The sequence below is a fragment of the Halorussus halobius genome (assembly GCF_004765805.1).
Classification (GTDB): domain Archaea; phylum Halobacteriota; class Halobacteria; order Halobacteriales; family Haladaptataceae; genus Halorussus; species Halorussus halobius.
Genome location: NZ_ML219773.1, coordinates 1116760 through 1133737, shown reverse-complemented (window position 1 = coordinate 1133737; position 16978 = coordinate 1116760). Strand labels below are relative to the sequence as shown.

General features: G+C 69.5%; 18 protein-coding genes. 9 read left to right on the top strand and 9 right to left on the bottom strand.

Features of this window, described 5'->3' with window-relative positions; genetic code table 11:
• The 3 genes from EPL03_RS05810 (at position 1) to EPL03_RS19810 (ending at position 3852) form a co-directional block, all read left to right on the top strand.
• On the top strand, positions 1-3138 hold the full coding sequence (locus tag EPL03_RS05810; protein WP_135828371.1) for an oligosaccharyl transferase, archaeosortase A system-associated: 3138 nt from the start codon (positions 1-3) through the stop codon (positions 3136-3138).
• A 135-nt stretch (positions 3139-3273) separates the two neighbouring features.
• Complete coding sequence (locus EPL03_RS05805; protein WP_135828370.1) at positions 3274-3522, top strand: hypothetical protein; 249 nt, start codon at positions 3274-3276, stop codon at positions 3520-3522.
• A gap of 174 nt (positions 3523-3696) precedes the next feature.
• Positions 3697-3852: a DUF7557 family protein gene (locus tag EPL03_RS19810; protein WP_168216187.1), complete on the top strand. Its 156-nt coding sequence runs from the start codon at positions 3697-3699 to the stop codon at positions 3850-3852.
• A 28-nt stretch (positions 3853-3880) separates the two neighbouring features.
• Here EPL03_RS19810 and EPL03_RS05800 read toward each other — a convergent pair whose 3' ends face one another.
• Together EPL03_RS05800 and EPL03_RS05795 are read right to left on the bottom strand one after the other, a co-directional pair.
• Positions 3881-4561 (bottom strand): protein sorting system archaetidylserine decarboxylase, encoded by a 681-nt coding sequence (locus EPL03_RS05800; protein WP_135828369.1) that lies wholly within the window; start codon positions 4559-4561, stop codon positions 3881-3883.
• Between the two features lie 16 nt (positions 4562-4577).
• On the bottom strand, positions 4578-5036 hold the full coding sequence (locus EPL03_RS05795; protein WP_135828368.1) for a DUF5799 family protein: 459 nt from the start codon (positions 5034-5036) through the stop codon (positions 4578-4580).
• A 110-nt stretch (positions 5037-5146) separates the two neighbouring features.
• Between EPL03_RS05795 and EPL03_RS05790 the strand changes: the two genes are divergently transcribed.
• Positions 5147-6067 (top strand): DUF3267 domain-containing protein, encoded by a 921-nt coding sequence (locus tag EPL03_RS05790; RefSeq protein ID WP_135828367.1) that lies wholly within the window; start codon positions 5147-5149, stop codon positions 6065-6067.
• A 102-nt stretch (positions 6068-6169) separates the two neighbouring features.
• Here the strand turns inward: EPL03_RS05790 and EPL03_RS05785 are convergent, their stop codons facing one another.
• The 4 genes from EPL03_RS05785 to EPL03_RS05770 form a co-directional block, all read right to left on the bottom strand.
• Positions 6170-6526, bottom strand: a complete 357-nt coding sequence (locus EPL03_RS05785; protein ID WP_135828366.1) for a HalOD1 output domain-containing protein — start codon at positions 6524-6526, stop codon at positions 6170-6172.
• Complete coding sequence (locus EPL03_RS05780) at positions 6516-6962, bottom strand: DUF7344 domain-containing protein (protein WP_135828365.1); 447 nt, start codon at positions 6960-6962, stop codon at positions 6516-6518. Before EPL03_RS05780 ends, EPL03_RS05785 begins: the two co-directional genes overlap by 11 nt.
• A 144-nt stretch (positions 6963-7106) precedes the next feature.
• Positions 7107-7493: an OsmC family protein gene (locus EPL03_RS05775; RefSeq protein ID WP_135828364.1), complete on the bottom strand. Its 387-nt coding sequence runs from the start codon at positions 7491-7493 to the stop codon at positions 7107-7109.
• Between the two features lie 98 nt (positions 7494-7591).
• Entirely contained in the window at positions 7592-8329 is a 738-nt protein-coding gene (locus EPL03_RS05770; RefSeq protein ID WP_135828363.1) for a metal-dependent hydrolase, read from the bottom strand.
• Positions 8330-8520: 191 nt separating this feature from the next.
• Between EPL03_RS05770 and EPL03_RS05765 the strand changes: the two genes are divergently transcribed.
• Positions 8521-9099 (top strand): gluconate 2-dehydrogenase subunit 3 family protein, encoded by a 579-nt coding sequence (locus tag EPL03_RS05765; protein WP_135828362.1) that lies wholly within the window; start codon positions 8521-8523, stop codon positions 9097-9099.
• Positions 9096-10721 (top strand): GMC family oxidoreductase, encoded by a 1626-nt coding sequence (locus EPL03_RS05760; RefSeq protein WP_135828361.1) that lies wholly within the window; start codon positions 9096-9098, stop codon positions 10719-10721. The genes EPL03_RS05765 and EPL03_RS05760 overlap by 4 nt, the downstream gene beginning before the upstream one ends.
• A gap of 755 nt (positions 10722-11476) precedes the next feature.
• Here the strand turns inward: EPL03_RS05760 and EPL03_RS05755 are convergent.
• The 3 genes from EPL03_RS05755 to EPL03_RS05745 form a co-directional block, all read right to left on the bottom strand.
• A complete protein-coding gene (locus EPL03_RS05755) occupies positions 11477-12439 on the bottom strand; it encodes a DUF4349 domain-containing protein (RefSeq protein ID WP_135828360.1) in 963 nt (320 codons plus the stop codon).
• A gap of 114 nt (positions 12440-12553) precedes the next feature.
• Positions 12554-13519 carry a TIGR03557 family F420-dependent LLM class oxidoreductase gene (locus tag EPL03_RS05750; protein ID WP_135828359.1) on the bottom strand — a complete coding sequence of 322 codons (966 nt, stop codon included), beginning with the start codon at positions 13517-13519 and terminating at the stop codon, positions 12554-12556.
• A 187-nt stretch (positions 13520-13706) separates the two neighbouring features.
• On the bottom strand, positions 13707-14567 hold the full coding sequence (locus EPL03_RS05745; RefSeq protein WP_135828358.1) for a hypothetical protein: 861 nt from the start codon (positions 14565-14567) through the stop codon (positions 13707-13709).
• Positions 14568-14736: 169 nt separating this feature from the next.
• Between EPL03_RS05745 and hisC the strand changes: the two genes are divergently transcribed.
• The 3 genes from hisC to EPL03_RS05730 are packed head-to-tail and all read left to right on the top strand — an operon-like array spanning position 14737 to position 16939.
• The gene (gene hisC, locus EPL03_RS05740; protein ID WP_135828357.1) at positions 14737-15810 is read left to right on the top strand and encodes a histidinol-phosphate transaminase; all 1074 of its coding nucleotides are present in this window, start codon (positions 14737-14739) and stop codon (positions 15808-15810) included.
• Positions 15807-16334 (top strand): adenylate kinase family protein, encoded by a 528-nt coding sequence (locus EPL03_RS05735; RefSeq protein ID WP_135828356.1) that lies wholly within the window; start codon positions 15807-15809, stop codon positions 16332-16334. Before hisC ends, EPL03_RS05735 begins: the two co-directional genes overlap by 4 nt.
• Positions 16331-16939, top strand: a complete 609-nt coding sequence (locus EPL03_RS05730; protein ID WP_135828355.1) for a CDP-alcohol phosphatidyltransferase family protein — start codon at positions 16331-16333, stop codon at positions 16937-16939. Before EPL03_RS05735 ends, EPL03_RS05730 begins: the two co-directional genes overlap by 4 nt.
• Positions 16940-16978 lie beyond the last annotated feature (39 nt).

The following is a 16978-nucleotide window of genomic DNA, read 5'->3' as shown; positions in this document are numbered from 1 at the left end:
ATGAGTCAGCAGACCGAGCAGGTCGAGGACTCGACCGACACCTCCGAGTCGGTCCTCGACGCCCTGGAGGACTGGTATCACGTCCCCGCCCTCGCCGCCGCTATGGCGTTCATGCTGTGGGTTCGACTCCAGTCGTACGGGAACTTCGTCAGGGACGGCGAAGTGTTCTTCTCCGGCAACGACCCCTGGTATCACTTCCGACAGGTGGAGTACACCGTGCAGAACTGGCCGGCCACGATGCCGTTCGACCCGTGGACCTACTTCCCGTTCGGGACGAGCGTGGGGCAGTTCGGCACGCTGTTCGACCAGTTGGTCGCCACCGCGGCCCTCGTCGTGGGTCTCGGTGACCCCTCCAGCCAACTGGTCGCCAAGACCCTGCTGGTCGCGCCGCCGGTGTTCGGCGCGCTGCTGGTCGTCCCGACCTACCTGATCGGCAAGCGCCTCGGCGGCCGAATCGGCGGGGTGTTCGCGGCCGTCGTGCTCGCGCTGTTCCCCGGCACCTTCCTCGGCCGGAGCCTCGTCGGGGCGGCCGACCACAACGTCGCCGAGCCGCTGTTCCAGTCGCTGGCGGTGCTGGCGATGATGGTCGCGCTGACCGTCGCCGAGCGCGAGAAACCCGTCTACGAGCTGTTGGCCGACCGGGACGTCGCCGCCCTCCGGCGGCCGGTCGCGTACAGCGCGCTCGCGGGCATCGCGACCGCGTTCTACCTCTGGACGTGGCCGCCGGGCGTCCTGATAGTGGGCATCTTCGGCGTGTTCTTCGCGCTGAAGCTGACCGCCGACTACGTCCGGGGCGTCAGCCCCGACCACCTCGCGCTCGTGGGCGCGGTCAGCATGACCGTGGCGGGGCTGTTGCTGCTGGTCCCGCTCGGGTCGCTGGCGTTCAGCCCGACCCAGTTCTCGCTGCTCCAGCCGCTGCTGGCGTTCGCGGTGGCGGCGGGCTGCGTCTTCATGGCGTGGCTCGCTCGCGCGTGGGACGAGCGCGACCTCTCGACGCCGCTGTACCCCGCGGCGGTCGGCGGCATCCTGGTCGCCATCGTCGGGGTCATCTACGTCGCGCTCCCCGGCCTGTTCGGCACCATCCAGAACAACGTCCTCCGCGTCGTCGGGTTCGGCGCGAACGCCCAGACCCGGACCATCGGCGAGGCTCAGCCGCTGCTCGCGAACCGCCCCGGGGGCGTCCAGCCCCAGTACGGCATCGAGTGGTACGACGTGATACTCCGGGAGTACGGGCTGATGCTGTTCACGGCCGTCCTCGCGGCCGCGTGGCTGGTCTGGCGGACCTACCGCACCGACGACCACCGCGCGGAGTACCTGCTCGTGCTGGTGTGGGCCGCGTTCATCACCGCGGCGGCGTTCACACAGAACCGGTTCAACTACTACCTCGTCGTCCCGGTCGCGGTGCTGAACGCCTACCTCGTCCGGCGCATCCTCTCGGTGGCGAACCTCACCGACTTCTCGGTCCGCGACGGGTTGGCCGACGTCGAGGGGTATCAGGTTCTCACGATAGTCTTCGTCGTCCTGCTGGTGACGCCCGTCCTCGTCGCGCCCGCGAGCGTCGGCTCCACGGGCGTCGCCTCGTTCGACAGGACCGACACCGCAATCGAGGCCGGGCAGCGCAGTCCGACCGGAATCACCCAGTGGGACGGCTCGCTCGACTGGATGGCCAACCAGACGCCCGAGGAAGGCGATTACGGCGGAGCCGGCAACGCCGACCAACTCGACTACTACGGCACCTACGGCGCGAACGACGGCGATTACGACTACCCCGAGGGCACGTACGGCGTGATGTCGTGGTGGGACTACGGCCACTGGATCACCGTCGAGGGCGAGCGCATCCCGAACGCCAACCCGTTCCAGGAGGGCGCGACCACCGCCGCCCAGTACCTGCTCGCGCCCAGCGAGCAGCGGGCCAACCAAATCGTCGACTCGCTCGGCGACGAGGGCGAGGACACCCGGTACGTGATGGTGGACCACCGGATGGTCAATCCGACCGACAAGTTCGGTGCCCCGACGGTGTTCGACGACAACTCCTCGCGGTACGACTACTACACGCGAGTCCTCCAGCAGGCCCAGAACGGCGGCTCCCAGGAGCTGTTACAACTGAAGGAGCAACGTTACTACGAGAGCCAGATGGCACGGCTCTACCTCTATCACGGGAGCCGGGTCGAGCCCAGCCCCGTCGTCGTCGACACCGACCGCTTGCAGGGCGCGAACCCGGACGTGTTCCTCAGGACGCCCACCGGCCAGAACGAGACCCTCGTCAAGCAGTTCCAGACGATGGAGCAGGCGCGCCAGTACGTCAGGAACGACACCAGCGCCCAGATCGGCGGCATCGGGGCGCTCCCCAGCGAGACGATTCCCGCGATGGAGCACTACCGGGTCGTCAAGCAGAGCGAGGCCTCGGGCGCGAACTCGTCCAGTTACGCCCAGGTCCTCCAGACCGAGCTACAACTGCTCCAGCAGGCGGGCGTCCAGAACCCCAACGCCATGTTCCGGACCTCGCCCTCGTGGGTGAAGACGTTCGAGCGCGTGCCCGGCGCGACCGTGGAGGGCACCGGCCCGGCCAACACCACGGTCACTGCGCGGGTCCAGTTGTCCGCGCCCGGGCAAGAGAGCGGGTTCACCTACAGCCAGCAGGCCGAGACCGGCTCGGACGGCGAGTTCACCATGACCCTGCCGTACTCCTCGACGGGGTACGAGGAGTGGGGCCCCGAACAGGGTTACACCAACGTCAGCGTCCGCGCTGACGGTGCGTACCAGTTCACCACGCCCCAGCAGTTCGAGAACGGCTCGGTGACCTTCCACAACGGTACGGCGGACGTGACCGAGGCACAGGTCATCGGCGAGAGCGACGAGGCCGCGACCGTCGAACTCACCGAGGAGTCGATTCAGATACAGCAGGGGAACGACACCGCGGCTGGCAACGAGACGGCTGCTTCCGGTAACGAGACGACGACTTCCGAGGGCAACGAGACCGCCACGTCGGAGAACGAGACCGCTACCTCCGGGAACGAAACGACGACCTCGGGTAACGACACCGCCGACCAACTGCCCGACAGCGACGCGGCGACCCCCGCGCGAGTCGGACTGGTGGGTGCGTGGGCCGGCGCGCTGCTGGTCACCCGCCGGAGCTGAGGCGGGCCACACATTCGACGTCGCCGAAGTATCGCCGAGGTTTTCACCGACGTTCTGCGACGTGAGAGTCAGTCGGCCGAGCGAATGGCCAGCTTTTTACCACTGACTAACTAGTCAGTAAGCACGGTGGAAAATATGAGCAACTCGAGGGCCTCGTTCGGCGACGCGATTCGGGAGTGGCGCGAGGACGGCCGACTGTACCTGTGGGGCGGTGCCGCCTCGGCCGTCGTGTCGTGGGTGGTGATACCGCTGTTCGGCGTGTTCGCGATGTACTCCGGGTACAGACTGTACGACGACCACAGCAAGGTCGCTATCCCGGCGGTTCTGGCGGGATTCGGCGGCGTGGCTGTTCTGCTGTGGGTGAACTACCTCGCGTCACTGTAGTCGCTCGACGACGTTCGGAGGTGCGGCAGGTCGGCGTGACCGCCTCGCGCCGTCAGTCCCCGGGGAGCAGTCACGTCACCGGGCGCAACCGCGCGCCGACGGCTCCGGTCCAAACGCGGCTCGCCGTGGGCCGCGCCCCGTGGCTTAAGGCGATTCGGGGCCTACTCGCGGGTGATGCCCGAGATACGACTCGACGAGGAGACCATCGAGCGCCTCGAGGACCTCCGGATAGAGGACGAGTCCTACGACGAGATCGTCAACGAGCTCATCAACATCTACGAGGCCGAGGAGCTCACGCTGTTCCACGGCGGCGACTACAGCAGCGACTAGGCCACCGACCGCGACGCGGGAAGGGTCGTCAGTCCGACGAGCGGGCCACGACCGTCTCGCCCGCCCGGACCGCCTGACCGGGCTCGACGGTCACGTCCGCGGGGTCGACCGACGGGGGAAGCAGGACGTCGGCGCGACTGCCGAACGAGACGTGACCGAGTCGCTGGCCGCGAGCGAGTTCGTCGCCCGGTTCGACGTAGGGGTGGATGCGGCGAGCGAACGCGCCGGCGATCAGCGTCACCTCGTGGTCCACGAACCGGACGTGGACCTTCTCGTTTCTGTCCGACTCCTTCGAGAACGCCGGTCGGTGTTTGCCGGGTTCGTGGTCGACCGCCTCGACCCGACCGCCCAGCGGCGCGCGGTTGACGTGGACGTCGGTCACGTTCATGAACACGCCGACCCGGACGCGGTCGCCCTCCTCGCGCACGACCGACACCCGGCCGTCGGCGGGCGCGAGGACGCCCGACTCGGGCGGCGTCCGGTCGGGGTCGCGGTGGAAGACCAGCGCCGCCACGCCCAGCAGGACGGCTCCGAGGCTCCAGCGCCGCGAACGCACCGCGGCCGGAATCGCGAGCCCGAACGCCGCGAGCGCGTACCGCCACGCGCCCGGCGCGAACCGCCCCGAACCGCCCCGCTCGGAGACCGCCCGACCCGACCGCAGGTCGCGGTCGTCCGGCGCGTCCGGGTCGGACTCGCCGTCTCGGCTCATCGTCGTCGCGAGCCGGTCATTCGCTGGCGGCCTCGCGGACCTGCGCCCACTTGCCCTGGGATTCGAGCCGCTGCTGGAGTTCGTCGGCGTACTCCTGAGCGAGTCGGTCGGCCGCTTCCACGCGGTCCTGGTCGACGCCATCGCCGCCACCGCCCCCGCCCAGCCCGAGCGCGTCCTTCACGGAGCCGAAGAGGCCGCCGCCGCCGGACTGCTGGCCGCCGCCGGCACCGCCCATCGCGCCCATCTGGGACTGGATGTTCTCCATCTCGGGCATCACCTGCTCGACCTTCGAGGTGTCGGCGACGATGCGGGCGTCGTCGGCGTCGCCGGGGTCCTCGATGTCGAACTCGACGGCGGTCATGACGAGCCCCCACTCCTGCCGGGAGAACTCCGAATCGGTGACCCGCTGTGCGAACTCCTGGTCGACCGCCATCCGGTCGCCGACTATCAGGTCCTGCCAGCCGCGTTCGGTCATGGTCGGGTGTTCGACCGGGGAGGGTATGAGGGTTTTCCTGCGGACCGAGGCGACGGGCTACTGCTCGCACGGGTGAAACCTGAAGGGCCGGTCGGTCGTACCCCGTGGGGATGACCGCGCAGACCGATACCGAGGGCGACGACGGGGCCGAGACGTTGCTTGCCGAGTTCGACCTCTCGCGGGAGTTGACCCTCCAGTGGACGGTCGTCAGCACGCTCGGCTTCCTCGTCGCGCTGGGCCTGTTCGGCGGACTGTACGGCGTCCTCTCGGGGACCGAAGGGACGTTCGCGTTCCGGGTCTCGGACGTCGGCTGGTGGAACCTCGCGCTCGAACTGCTGGCGTTCGCGGTGCTCGTGACCGCGATAATCGTCCCCCACGAGTGGGTCCACGGCCTCGCCATCCGGTACTACGGCGGCCGACCGCGATACGGCATCGGTCTCGCGCACTTCGTGTTGCCGTACGCCTACGCCACGACCGACCATCGATTCGCCCGGAACCAGTTCGTCGTCGTGGCGCTCGCACCTCTGGTGGTACTCACGCTGGTTGGGGTCGCGCTGCTGGTCGCGTTCGGATGGGGGTGGCTGGTCGTCCCGCTCGCGGCCAACGCCGGCGGCGCGGTGGGCGACCTCTGGATGGTGCTGACGGTGCTGGGCTATCCACCGCACGTCCGGGTCGAGGACGGCACGACCGGCGTGCGGATTCTGGGTCGGCCCGACGACCGGCGGCGGCCCCACTCGGCGACGGCGCTGGTGTGGGACGCGGTCGTGGGTGCAGCCGTCGCTGTCGTGGTCGCCCTGTTCGTGCTCGGCTTCGTGGTCCCGAACGTCCTGCTGGCGCTCGGCGTCGAGTCGGTGACGGTCGGCCGGCCGGGGACCGTCACCTACCTGTTCTCGTTCACCAACACCCCGACAGAGATATCGTTCGGGACCGGGCCGGCCGGACTGCTAGTCGCCGGACTGGTCGGGCTGGCGTACGCGTTCGTTCGCTCGGCCGCCCGTCAGCGACGCGCCGGGTCCGACAAGTCCGCTTGAGTCGCGGTGGCGTCGCCGCTCACGAATCGAGTCCCAAACGAGGTACCCGCGTTACGCCTTGGCGAGGGTTGTCGGCTGGCACGACGAATGCCCGGTGGCCGATCACGACGATTCGGTTTCGGCCGGTTCGTACACCTGCACCCAGCCGTCGCTTCTCACTTTGACGAGATACTCGGTGTAGCGAAATTCGACGCTTCCCGTTCCCTGTCGGAACGCTTTCCCGTTCCCCGACCCGAAGAACGCCGCTTCGATACCGGTTACGTCGACGACCTCGTACAGTGGCGGTGCGCCCACCTCGCTCGGCTCGACGCTCTCGGCCTCCGCGATGGTGAACACGACGGCGTTCGTCAACTCGTCGTCCTGTTCGGGTTCGTACAGCCGTTGTGCGGCTTGCCGCCAATGGGTTTCCTCGTTGAGAGTTGGGTCGTCGTCGTTTCCTGTTCTGCCGTTATTTCTCATGCTCGTCCATCCCACGACGTGCGTGCGTTTCTTGACCGCCGTTGAGGCTCGAACCCATGCCTTCGAGCACGGTCAGGACTTGGTCGGCGTTCTCGGCGGGCGTGATCGTCTCGGTCGCGTCGTCGAAGGAGACGACCCTCTCGTCGACCAACTTGGGAACGTGGGCGTGATAGAGCGAGACGTACACCTGTTCTCGCTGGGACGCCGTGACCTCCTGTTCGGGAACGTCGTTCTCCCATGCGGCGATTTTCGTCGCCAAATCGGTCATCGACCACGCCGTGTCTTCGAGGAGCGTGTAACAGAGGTATCGACGCCGTGGATGGCCCAGTGCTTCGTAGACGTGATCTAACTCCAGTATCGCTTCCGAGAGGGTCGGTTCCCCGCTCGGGAGGTCCTGGAGGTCGGATTCCTCGCGATGTCCGGAATCGTCGGCCATACTGTATTCGAACAGGAGCGGCTGGCTATTAAACACCGTCGCGAATCAACGACGTGACATCAGCGAAACCGCGCCACGCCGAACACGGCGTCCGGTTCGGCGAGCCAAAAATCGCGTTCGCAAGCGGTCGCGCGGTGGCGTCGCTCAGCTCTCGACCGTGATGTCGGCTTCGAGGTCGGCCTTGAGCGCGTCGTGGACCTTGCAGAGTTCGTTGGCCCGCGCCACCACGTCGTCGGCCTGCTCGCCGTCGAGGTCGGCGTCGGTCCGGACCGAGAACTGGACGGCCGCCAACTTGTCGTCGTCGTTGAGGTCGCCGTTCACGTCGATCTCGACTCGGCCGAGGTCGCCGACGTCGCGCTGCTCGGCCGCGACTCGGAGCGCGGGGACGTAACACGAGCCGTAGGCCGCGAGCAGGGCTTCGAGCGTGTCGGGGCCCTCCTCGCCCGTGGCGTCGATGGTGAGATCGAAGTCGCGGATTTCGTTGTCGGACGCGTACCCCTCCTCGGAGACGGTGGTGACGTTCTTCGACATGCGTCCGAACGGTCGCCCGCCAGACCCCTAAGTATTGCTTTCCCGGCGGAACGACGGGCCGGAAAACGAGCGGAGGCCGAGGCGATTGCGGACTCGATTCAGTAGTCGAGCGCGTCGGCGAGGTCGAACGTCTCGCCGCCGTCGAGCACCTCGACTTCCGCGTCGCTGCCCGTGGCCGCGACCTCGCGCCGGAAGTCGTCGGGGTCCTGCTCGATGGGCGGGAAGGTGTCGTAGTGGATGGGAAGCGCGTAGTCGGCGTCGACCCAGTCGACCGCGACGGCGGCCTGGGCCGGCCCCATGGTGAAGTGGTCGCCGATGGGGACGGCGGCCACGTCCGGTTCGAGGAAGGTGCCGATGACGTCGCGCATCTCGGACATCAGCGAGGTGTCGCCCGCGTGGTAGAAGGTCCGGCTCTCCGCGTCGGCGACCTGCGTGGGCTTGGTGTCGCTGACGACGAATCCGGCGGGCATCCCGCCGGTCGCGCCGTAGTCGGTCTCCATCCCGTTGGTGTGGTCGGCCCGGACCATCGTCACGTACGCGTCGCCACACTCGACGGTGCCCCCGAGGTTCATCCCCATGCCGCCGACCGCGTCGAACTCGCCGAACTCGTCCTGACAGTACGAGACGACCTCCGGCGTCGCGACCAGCGTGGCTCCCCTGTAGCGGTCCACGTCGCCGATGTGGTCGGCGTGGCCGTGGGTCAGGAGGACGTAGTCGGGGTCGAGCTCCTCGGGGTCGGCGTCGGTCTTCGGGTTGTCGAAGAACGGGTCGACGAGGAGTTCGGTGCCGTCGACGTCGACGTGGTAGGTCGAGTGGCCGTAGTACGTGAGTTTCATGGATACAGGCGAATCTACGGGCGGTTTTCACTTAAAGTGTGCCGGAAGCACGTCGCGAGCGAGAGGGGCCGCTCGACCGAATCGCGCCGGAGCGACGACTCCACGTTCGGTCGAGTCCCCGGTCCCCGTCGTTCCGGTCGGGCGCATCTACATGGCAACCCATAAGTTTTAGGCTTGCCTAACTCGGCGCGATGGAACTGAGTCGCCGGGACGCGCTGGCCGCGCTGGCCGCCAGCGGCGCGGCCGTCGGGGCGGGTGCGGTTCTGGGCACCGACGCGGACCTCGTCGAAGCGCCGAGCGCTCGCGACCACGTCGACGACAGCGACTCGCTCACCGAAGGGCGACTGGCGACGCTGCTCGCGGTCGCCGACGTGGTCTATCCCTCGGAGGTGTCCGGCGTCGAGGAGTTCGTCCGGACCTACGCCGTCGGCCGGACCGCCGACCGCCCGGAGTACCGCGAGGGGATGGCCGACGCGCTCGCGACCCTCGACGAGTACGCCCGGACGTGGCACGACGCCGACTTCCGGACGCTCGACGCCGAGACGCGCGCGTCGGTCCTCGAGGAGATGACCGTCGACGGGGCCGACCCCGACCCGGCGGGGAGCGACCCCGAGCGCGTCCGCTACTACGCGGTCAACGACCTGCTGTACGCGCTGTACAGTTCGCCGACCGGCGGCGAACTCGTCGGCATCGAGAACCCGCAGGGCCACCCGGGCGGAACCGACAGCTACCGCCGGGGCCCCGAGGCTGCGAGAGGGCGCGACGAATGAGCCGGGCCGCCGACCGGACCCCGTCGCCGCGCGCGGACGTCTGCGTGGTCGGGGCGGGCCCGGCCGGCGCGCTCGCGGCCCACCGACTCGCCGGCGAAGGGTACGACGTGGTGGTGCTGGAAGCCGGCGAGCGATTCGACGACGAGGACCGCGAGCGCCGGATGGAGCGCGCCATCCGGCCGGGCCACGACCCGCTCTCGGTCTGGGAGATGGGCGGGCCGCGCGACGAGTACGCCTCCGCCGGCGAGTGGTTCTACCCGCTCAACCGCACCCGGGTCAAGGGCGTCGGCGGCACCACGCTCCACTGGCAGGGGATGGTGATGCGGCTCCACGAGTCGGATTTCGAGCCGTGGCCAATCGACTACGCCGACCTCCGGCCCTACTACGCCGAGGCCGAGTCGGCGCTGGGCGTGGCCGGCGCGGCCGACAACCCCTACGCGCCGCCCCGCGAGGAGCCGTTTCCCATGCCCGGATTCGAGCCCTCCTACAGCGACTCCATCTTCGCAGAGGCCTGCGAGCGCCTCGGCGTGACGATGCACTCGGTGCCCAGCGCCCGCAACTCCGAGGGGTACGACGACCGGAGCGCCTGCGTCGGCTACGGCACCTGCCAGCCGGTCTGTCCCTCCGGCGCGAAGTACTCGGCCGACCACCACGTCGCGAAGGCCGAGTCCGAGGGCGCGCGGGTACTCGACCGCGCGCCGGTCCAGCGCCTCGCCCACCACGAGGACGGCGAGCGCGTGACCGCCGCCGTCTATGCGACGCCCGACGGCGAGACCTACCGACAGGAGGCTCGGGAGTTCGTACTGGCGGCCGGCGGGGTCGAGATTCCCCGGCTCCTCCTGTTGTCGAACTCCGACCAGTACCCCGACGGCCTCGCCAACTCCTCGGGCGCGGTCGGCCGGTACTTCATGGAACACCTGTTCGCAGGTGCCGGCGGCACGCTCGACCGGGCGACGCGCCAGAACCACGTCGGGTTCATGACCAGCGAGTGCCACCAGTTCTACGACGACCCGACGCAGGGGACCGCGGGGACGGCGGGCGGGATTCCCGCGTGGTCGCGCGACGAGCCGACGCCCGACGGCATCAAGCTGGAGTTTCTCAACTACGCCGGTCCCTCGCCGGTCGAGACGGCGCTGTCGGGCGACGAGTGGGGCGACGACCTGCTCGAAACCCTCCGGGAGGGGTACGGCAACGCCATCGCGATGGGCGGACTGGTCGGCCAGCGACCCCGCAAGGACAACCGCATCGAACTCGACCCCTCGACGACCGACGACCACGGCAACCCGGTGCCCGAAATCCACTGGCGCGTCGACGCCCGGACGGAGGCGGGCCTCCGGCGCGCGAACGAAATCCAGCGCGCGGTCCTCGACGAACTCGGCGTCGACGTCGCGTGGACCGTCGGCCCCGAGGAGACCGGCCCGGCGTACCACCACATGGGCACGACCCGGATGGGGACCGACCCCGACGAGAGCGTGGTGAACCCCCGACTCCGGACCCACGACCTGCGGAACCTCTCGGTCGCGTCGAGCAGCGTCTTCGTCACCAGCGGCGCGATGAACCCCACGCTCACCATCGCCGCGCTCGCGCTGAAGGCCGCAGACCACGTCGACGAACGGCTGTGAGCGATTCCGGGTCGAGTCGCGTCGGAACTACTCGGCGTCACTACTCGGCGGGCTTGTTCGACGTTACCTCTGCGCGCTCGTTCGAGGTCATCTCCGGCGCGCGCTGGCGCGACCTCGTGTCGCGCCATCTCGTGCGAGGTCGTCGGGAGCGATGGGCGGCGCTTCGCGCCGCGAACAGCGAGCGGCGAAGCCGCGAGCAAGCGACCGCCGGCTCGGAAGACGCGGTTTGTCTTCCGGTGGCTGAGTAGCGCACCGAAGGGAGGCTAGCGAGACGCGTCGGTATACCGACTCGTCTCGCTGATCTGCGAACGTGGTTCGCAGACGACGCAAGCGGCTGGGGAGGTACGAGGACCGCCGTCACGGTTGCGGTGCGGGTGCTGTGCGGTGTCGTGCCGTGCGGTTACTCATCGGCTCAAGCAGTAGCTCGGTTCTTGATTGCAATTCTCTCCTGTCGAACGCCGAATTCGAGCTAGCTTCTGCCGAGGCCTCTGAGAGACCGCACCGCACTGCACCGCCTACTCTCGCACCGCGATCGCACAGCAACGCACCTCGTCCTCCCCCCCGCTTGCGGTCCTCGCTTCGCTGCGGTCCTCAGCCCTCGCGCGAGATGGCGCGCTCACGAGAGAGCGCGCCAGCACGCGCCGGACCTGAAGACGCAATCAGCGCACGCCGAGGGAGAGCGAAAAACCAGCGCACGTCGGGCCGACCGTCCCGAATCGTCCGAGAAGACGGAGTGTCGAAGTCGACCCGGACGCCTACTCGCTCTCGCTCTCGCTCGCTCCGTCGTCTCCGGCGTCCATCTGCGCGGGCTCGCTGACCTCCGGAACCGAGGTCGAGCGTCTCCGCCGCCGCCAGAACGCCACCGCGCCGACCACGGGGACGCCGAACGCGAGCAGGTACGGCGCGGCGTAGGCGGCCCCGACCGCGAGCGCCCGGGCCGCGACGACCACGCCGTGGAGCGACGAGACGAACGCCGAAATCAGGCCGGTGTCGTACCAGCGGTCGACGTCGCGGGTGTCGGTGGTCTCGGGCGGGTTCTCGTTCAGCCGGACCGTCAGCGTCGAGTAGGCGACGCGGTCCCGCAGGGCCTCGCGCTGGGCCTCGATCTGCTCGATCTCGGTCTGGACCTCCGAGAGGCGCTCCTGTATCTGGAGGACGGTCTCGGTCTCGTTGGCCTCGTCGTACAGCTCGCGGAGCTGTGCGCGCTGGCTTTGGAGGTTCTCCAGTCGCGCGTCGAGGTCGACCAGTTGATCGGTCACGTCCGTCGTGCTGGTCGTGGCCCGCCGGACCTCGCCGGCCCGCTTGGTCCGGTTGACCAGCGTCGAGAAGTTCTCCTTCGGCACCCGGACGACCAGTTCCCCGTCGGTCCACGACTCGTTGTCGCGGGTGTGGACCCGCTCGTCGGTGTCGCTGACGTACCCGCCGAGCCCCCGAACCTCCCGCGTGAGGTTGCTTCGGGTCGACTCGTAGTCGTCGACGTCGAGCGTGACCGTGCCGTTCCGTATCAGCGCTCGCTCGCCGGTCGCGGAGTCCTGTTGCCTGACCGCCGAGTCGTCGCCGCCTTCGGCCGCCGTCGCCTGTGCATCCATGTCGGCCGCGTCCCCGCTCATGGTCGCAGCGCCGCCGGCGTCGCCCCCGCCGCTGCCGGAACAGCCGGCGAAGGCGACCAGCAGCGCGAGCGCCACCGGGACGAGCCAGCGTCGCGCGTCGCGTGTCATGTTCTCGTTGCGACGCTCCGACCTCGTAAAGTTATGGATGAGTGAAACGCGGGTTTTAGCTTCGATTCGGCGAGCGGCCGATTCGAGGGCGGGCGAGCGCTGGCCCGGCCCCGGTCAGTCGAACGCGGGCAGCACCTCGGCCTCGTAGAACTCGAAGAACGACTCCTGGTCGGGACCGATCTGGTGGACGTACACGTGGTCGTAGCCGGCGTCGGCGAACTCCCGGAGGGTCTCGACGTGGGTCTCGGGGTCCGGGTCGGTCACGATGCTGTCGGCCTCGCGCACGTCGTCCCTGCTCACCAGTTCGGTCGCCTGCTCGAACAGCCGATGAGTTTCGAGTTCGGTCGCCAACTGGCCCGGCAGGAGGCTGTTGGGCCAGTTCTCGTGGGCGACGTCGACCGCTTCGTCCTCGCTGTCGGCGTAACACACCGTGAGCTGGCTGAATTTCGGCCCCTCGCCGCCCGCCGCCTCGTAGGTCTCGACCACGTCCTGCGGGCCGACCGACCAGAAGCCCTCGCCGAAGTCGGCGGCCCGCTCGGCGGTCGTCTCGCCGTAGGCCGACACGCAGACCGGCGGGTCCGCCTCGGGCGTGGTGAACAGCTTCGCGTTCTCGACGGTGTAGTGGTCGCCGTGGTGGCTCACCATCTCGCCGGTCCACAGCTTCCGCATCACCGCGACCGCCTCCTCGAGCATGTCGAGCCTGACGGCGTGGGTCGGCCAGTGGTCGCCCAGCACGTGCTCGTTGAGGTTCTCGCCGGTCCCCACGCCGACGTAGAACTGCTGGCCCGCGTCCTCGAACATCGCGGTCACCGTCGCCACCGCCTGCGCCACGATGGCCGGGTGGACGCGCACGATGGGACAGGTCACGCCCACGCCCACGTCCACGTCGTCGGTCGCGCGGGCGACGCCCCCGAGCGTGGACCACACGAACGGGGCGTGGCCCTGCGCGCTAATCCACGGGTGGAAGTGGTCGGATATCGACACGAAGTCGAAGCCCACGTCCTCGGCGCGGACCGCGTGGTCGACGAGGTCGGTCGGCGGGTGTTCCTCGCTGGACAGCGTGTATCCGAGTTCGACCATGGACCGACCACGCCGGACGCGACAAAGAGGGCTGTGGCCCGGGTCCGCGGGGCTCGGGTCGCGACGCGCGCTCGGAGGGCAACGGACTATCGCGAGACGCCTCCGGGCGGCCAGGACGGTCGTCGGGTCGGCGAAAGAAGTACGAGCGCCGGACGGTGCGGTCCGTGACGAGGGTCGGCCGACGCGGTCAGTGGCGCTGGGTCCGACGGCTCTCGTCGCGCATGGCGGTCTGCTCGGTCGCGCTGTAGGCGCTCTCGGCACTCCCGCCGTACTGGGTCTGCTCGGACTCGCGTCCGCCGGACTCGCCCTGCTGGCGACCGTGCTGTCCTGTCTGCCGACCCTGCTGGCCTTGGTGGCTCTGCTGGCCTCCGTGACGCTGGCGCTGCTGAGACCGTCCTCGCTGGCCCGTCCGCTGGCCGCGCTGGCTCTGGCCCTGCTGACCTTGGCGGCCCTGCTGACCCTGGTGGCCTTGCTGGCTCCGACGACCCTCCTCGTGTCCGCCGGTCCCCTGGCCGCCCTGCTGGCTCTGCTGGTGGACGGCGCTCTCGTCGTGGTCCCGCTGGCCGCGACCCTGGTTCTGGCCGACGTCGTGGCGCTGGCCGCCCTGTCGACCCCGGTTCCCGCCTCGCTGGCCCCCGTGATGCTGGCCGTGCTGGCTCTGGCCCTGCTGGTCACCGCCCCGCTGTCCCGAGGTCAGGTGCCGGCCCTGTTCGCCGGCGTCTCGCTGGCCTATCCGGTCGCGGCCGGTTCGGTGCTGGTCCTGCTGGCCCCGACCGGACTGCTGGTCCGTCTGGCGGTGCTGACCCTGCTGACCCCGGCCGTGTTGGCCGTGCTGGCCCCGCTTGCCGGACTGCTGGGAGCCACGCTGGCCGCGTCCACGCTGACCTCCGCGTCCGGACCCTCGGTGCTGGGACGTCCCCTCGCCACCGCTCCCTCGGGGTCGGTCTCGGCCGCCCGACGCGTATCGGCCCTGCTCGCGGCCGCTCGTCTCGTCGTGTTGCTGCTGGTCGTGGCGTCCGCCCCACCGGCTCCGGTTGTCTCGTGCCATAATCAATCTCCCCGAGAGAATTCACCACCGGACTCTCCTTATGTATACTGGGCGGAGCCTGACAGTATCCCCATTCGCCGTTCCGTCGGACAGTTTACGGACGCGGGCGACGAGGCCCCTCTTGCCGGAGGTGAGCACGCTTAAGGTGGGTCGCCCACACCTCCCGAACATGGAACCACGGGACCTCTCCGGACACACCGTGTATCAGGCCGGACGGGGCGTCGAGGAGGTCGCCCGGGAACTCGGACTCGACCCCGACGACCTCGTGAAGCTCGCGTCGAACGAGAACCCGTTCGGCCCGAGTCCCGACGCGGTCGCGGCCATCCGGGACGCCGCCGGGTCGGCCAGTTCGTACCCGAAGGCCTCCCACGCCGACCTCGTCGAGAAGTTGGCCGACCGGTGGGACGTCGCGCCCGAACAGGTGTGGCTCGCCAACGGCGGGGACGGCGTACTCGACTACCTCTCGCGGGCGATGCTCGCGCCCGGCGACCAGGTCCTCGTCCCCGACCCCGGGTTCGCCTACTACGGCATGAGCGCCCGGTACCACCACGGCGAGGTCCGGGAGTACGGCGTCTCGAAGGCCGACGACTTCGCACTGACCGCCGAGACGGTCCTCGACGACTACGACGGCGAGCGCGTCGTCTACCTCACCAGCCCGCACAACCCCACCGGCAAGCGGTTCGACCTCGACGCGATCGAGTCGATTGCGGCCGAGACCGACCCCGACACGCTGGTCGTGGTCGACGAGGCCTACGGCGAGTTCGCCGACGCGCCCAGCGCGGTCGAACTCGTCGACGAGCGCGAGGACGTCGCGCTCGTCCGGACGTTCTCGAAGGTGTACGGGCTGGCGGGCGTCCGCCTGGGTTACGGAATCGTCCCCGAGGCGTGGGCCGACGCCTACGCGCGGGTCAACACGCCGTTCGCGGCGAGCGAAATCGCCTGCCGGGCCGGCCTCGCCGCGCTCGACGACGACGAGCACGCCCGGAAGACGGTCGAGACCGCCGCGTGGGCGCGCGAGTACGTCCGCGAGAACCTCGACGCTCCGACGTGGGAGAGCCACGGTAACTTCGTCCTCGCGGAAGTCGGCGACGCCAGCGCGGTCGCCGACGAACTCCAGCGCCGGGGCGTCATCGTGCGGGACTGCACGAGCTTCGGCCTGCCCGACTGCGTCCGCATCACTTGCGGCACCGAGGCCGAGACCGAGCGCGCGGTCGCGGCACTCAACGAGGTGCTCGCCTCGTGAGGGTCGCGGTCACGGGGACGCCCGGAACGGGCAAGACCACGGCGGTCGAGGCGCTCGAAGCCGACCCGGCGTTCGCGGACCGCGACCTCGACGTGGTCCACCTCAACGACCTGATACGCGACGAGGAGCTGTGGACCGACCGCGACGCCGAGCGCGACAGCCTCGTGGCCGACCTCGACGCGGTCGGCGAGCGACTCGCGGGCCGCGACGACCTGCTCGTGGAGTCGCACCTCGCCCACCACCTCGACGTCGACAGGGTGGTCGTCCTGCGGTGTCACCCCGAGGAACTGGAGCGACGCCTCCGCGACCGCGGCGAGTCCGAGGCGAAAGCCACCGAAAACGCGGAGAGCGAGGCCCTCGACGTCGTCCTCTCGGCGGCCGTGAGCGAACACGGCATCGAGAACGTCTACGAGATAGACGCGACCGAGTGCGACCCCGAGGCGGTCGCGGCCGAGATTCTGGCCGTCCTCGCGGGCGAGCGCGACCCCAGCGCCGGGGAGGTGGACTTCGTCGAGTACCTATGACGCTCGACCAGCTCCGCCCGGTCGCCGACCGGCTGCTCGGCCCGTTCGTCTCGCTGTCGACCAGACTCGGGCTCACCCCGGACGCGGTCAGCGTGGTGGCGTTCGCGCTGGCCGGCGGCGCGGGCGCGGCGTTCTACCTCGCGGGCACCGACCCCGCCTGGTACCTCGTCGCGGCGCTGCTCGTGTTCCTGAACGGCTGGCTCGACCTGCTGGACGGCGCGCTGGCCCGCGAACTCGGCACCGACTCGAAGGCCGGCGACCTGCTCGACCACGTCCTCGACCGGTACGCCGACGTCGTCGTCATCGTCGGGCTGGCGGCGGGCATCGACCGCTACGCGCTCGGCTTGGCGGCGGTAACGGGCGTGCTGATGACCTCCTACCTCGGGACGCAGGCCCAGGCGGTCGACCTCGACAGGGTGTACGGCGGCCTGCTCGGGCGCGCCGACCGGCTCGCGCTGATGGGCGCGACGGGCGTGCTCGCGGCGTTCGTGTCGGCGACGCCCGCCGGTCTGTCGCCGGTCGGATGGCTGCTCGCGGTGTTCGCCGTCGTGGGACACCTCACGGCGCTCCAGCGGTTCTACTACGCGTGGCGGGCGCTGTCGTAGTTCCGCGAACAGTTAGCTTTTTCAACCTTCCCCTCTTCG

Excerpts from the sequence above, each read along its gene's own strand:
- EPL03_RS05785 (WP_135828366.1), bottom strand. The coding sequence starts at position 6,526 with ATGAGAAATAACGGCAGAACAGGAAACGACGACGACCCAACTCTCAAC.
- EPL03_RS05790 (WP_135828367.1), top strand. The coding sequence starts at position 5,147 with ATGACCGCGCAGACCGATACCGAGGGCGACGACGGGGCCGAGACGTTG.
- EPL03_RS05780 (WP_135828365.1), bottom strand. The coding sequence starts at position 6,962 with ATGGCCGACGATTCCGGACATCGCGAGGAATCCGACCTCCAGGACCTC.
- EPL03_RS05730 (WP_135828355.1), top strand. The coding sequence starts at position 16,331 with ATGACGCTCGACCAGCTCCGCCCGGTCGCCGACCGGCTGCTCGGCCCG.
- EPL03_RS05770 (WP_135828363.1), bottom strand. The coding sequence starts at position 8,329 with ATGAAACTCACGTACTACGGCCACTCGACCTACCACGTCGACGTCGAC.
- EPL03_RS05795 (WP_135828368.1), bottom strand. The coding sequence starts at position 5,036 with ATGACCGAACGCGGCTGGCAGGACCTGATAGTCGGCGACCGGATGGCG.
- EPL03_RS05810 (WP_135828371.1), top strand. The coding sequence starts at position 1 with ATGAGTCAGCAGACCGAGCAGGTCGAGGACTCGACCGACACCTCCGAG.
- EPL03_RS05775 (WP_135828364.1), bottom strand. The coding sequence starts at position 7,493 with ATGTCGAAGAACGTCACCACCGTCTCCGAGGAGGGGTACGCGTCCGAC.
- EPL03_RS05765 (WP_135828362.1), top strand. The coding sequence starts at position 8,521 with ATGGAACTGAGTCGCCGGGACGCGCTGGCCGCGCTGGCCGCCAGCGGC.
- EPL03_RS05745 (WP_135828358.1), bottom strand. The coding sequence starts at position 14,567 with ATGGCACGAGACAACCGGAGCCGGTGGGGCGGACGCCACGACCAGCAG.
- hisC (WP_135828357.1), top strand. The coding sequence starts at position 14,737 with ATGGAACCACGGGACCTCTCCGGACACACCGTGTATCAGGCCGGACGG.
- EPL03_RS05800 (WP_135828369.1), bottom strand. The coding sequence starts at position 4,561 with ATGAGCCGAGACGGCGAGTCCGACCCGGACGCGCCGGACGACCGCGAC.
- EPL03_RS05760 (WP_135828361.1), top strand. The coding sequence starts at position 9,096 with ATGAGCCGGGCCGCCGACCGGACCCCGTCGCCGCGCGCGGACGTCTGC.
- EPL03_RS05755 (WP_135828360.1), bottom strand. The coding sequence starts at position 12,439 with ATGACACGCGACGCGCGACGCTGGCTCGTCCCGGTGGCGCTCGCGCTG.
- EPL03_RS05750 (WP_135828359.1), bottom strand. The coding sequence starts at position 13,519 with ATGGTCGAACTCGGATACACGCTGTCCAGCGAGGAACACCCGCCGACC.
- EPL03_RS19810 (WP_168216187.1), top strand. The coding sequence starts at position 3,697 with ATGCCCGAGATACGACTCGACGAGGAGACCATCGAGCGCCTCGAGGAC.
- EPL03_RS05805 (WP_135828370.1), top strand. The coding sequence starts at position 3,274 with ATGAGCAACTCGAGGGCCTCGTTCGGCGACGCGATTCGGGAGTGGCGC.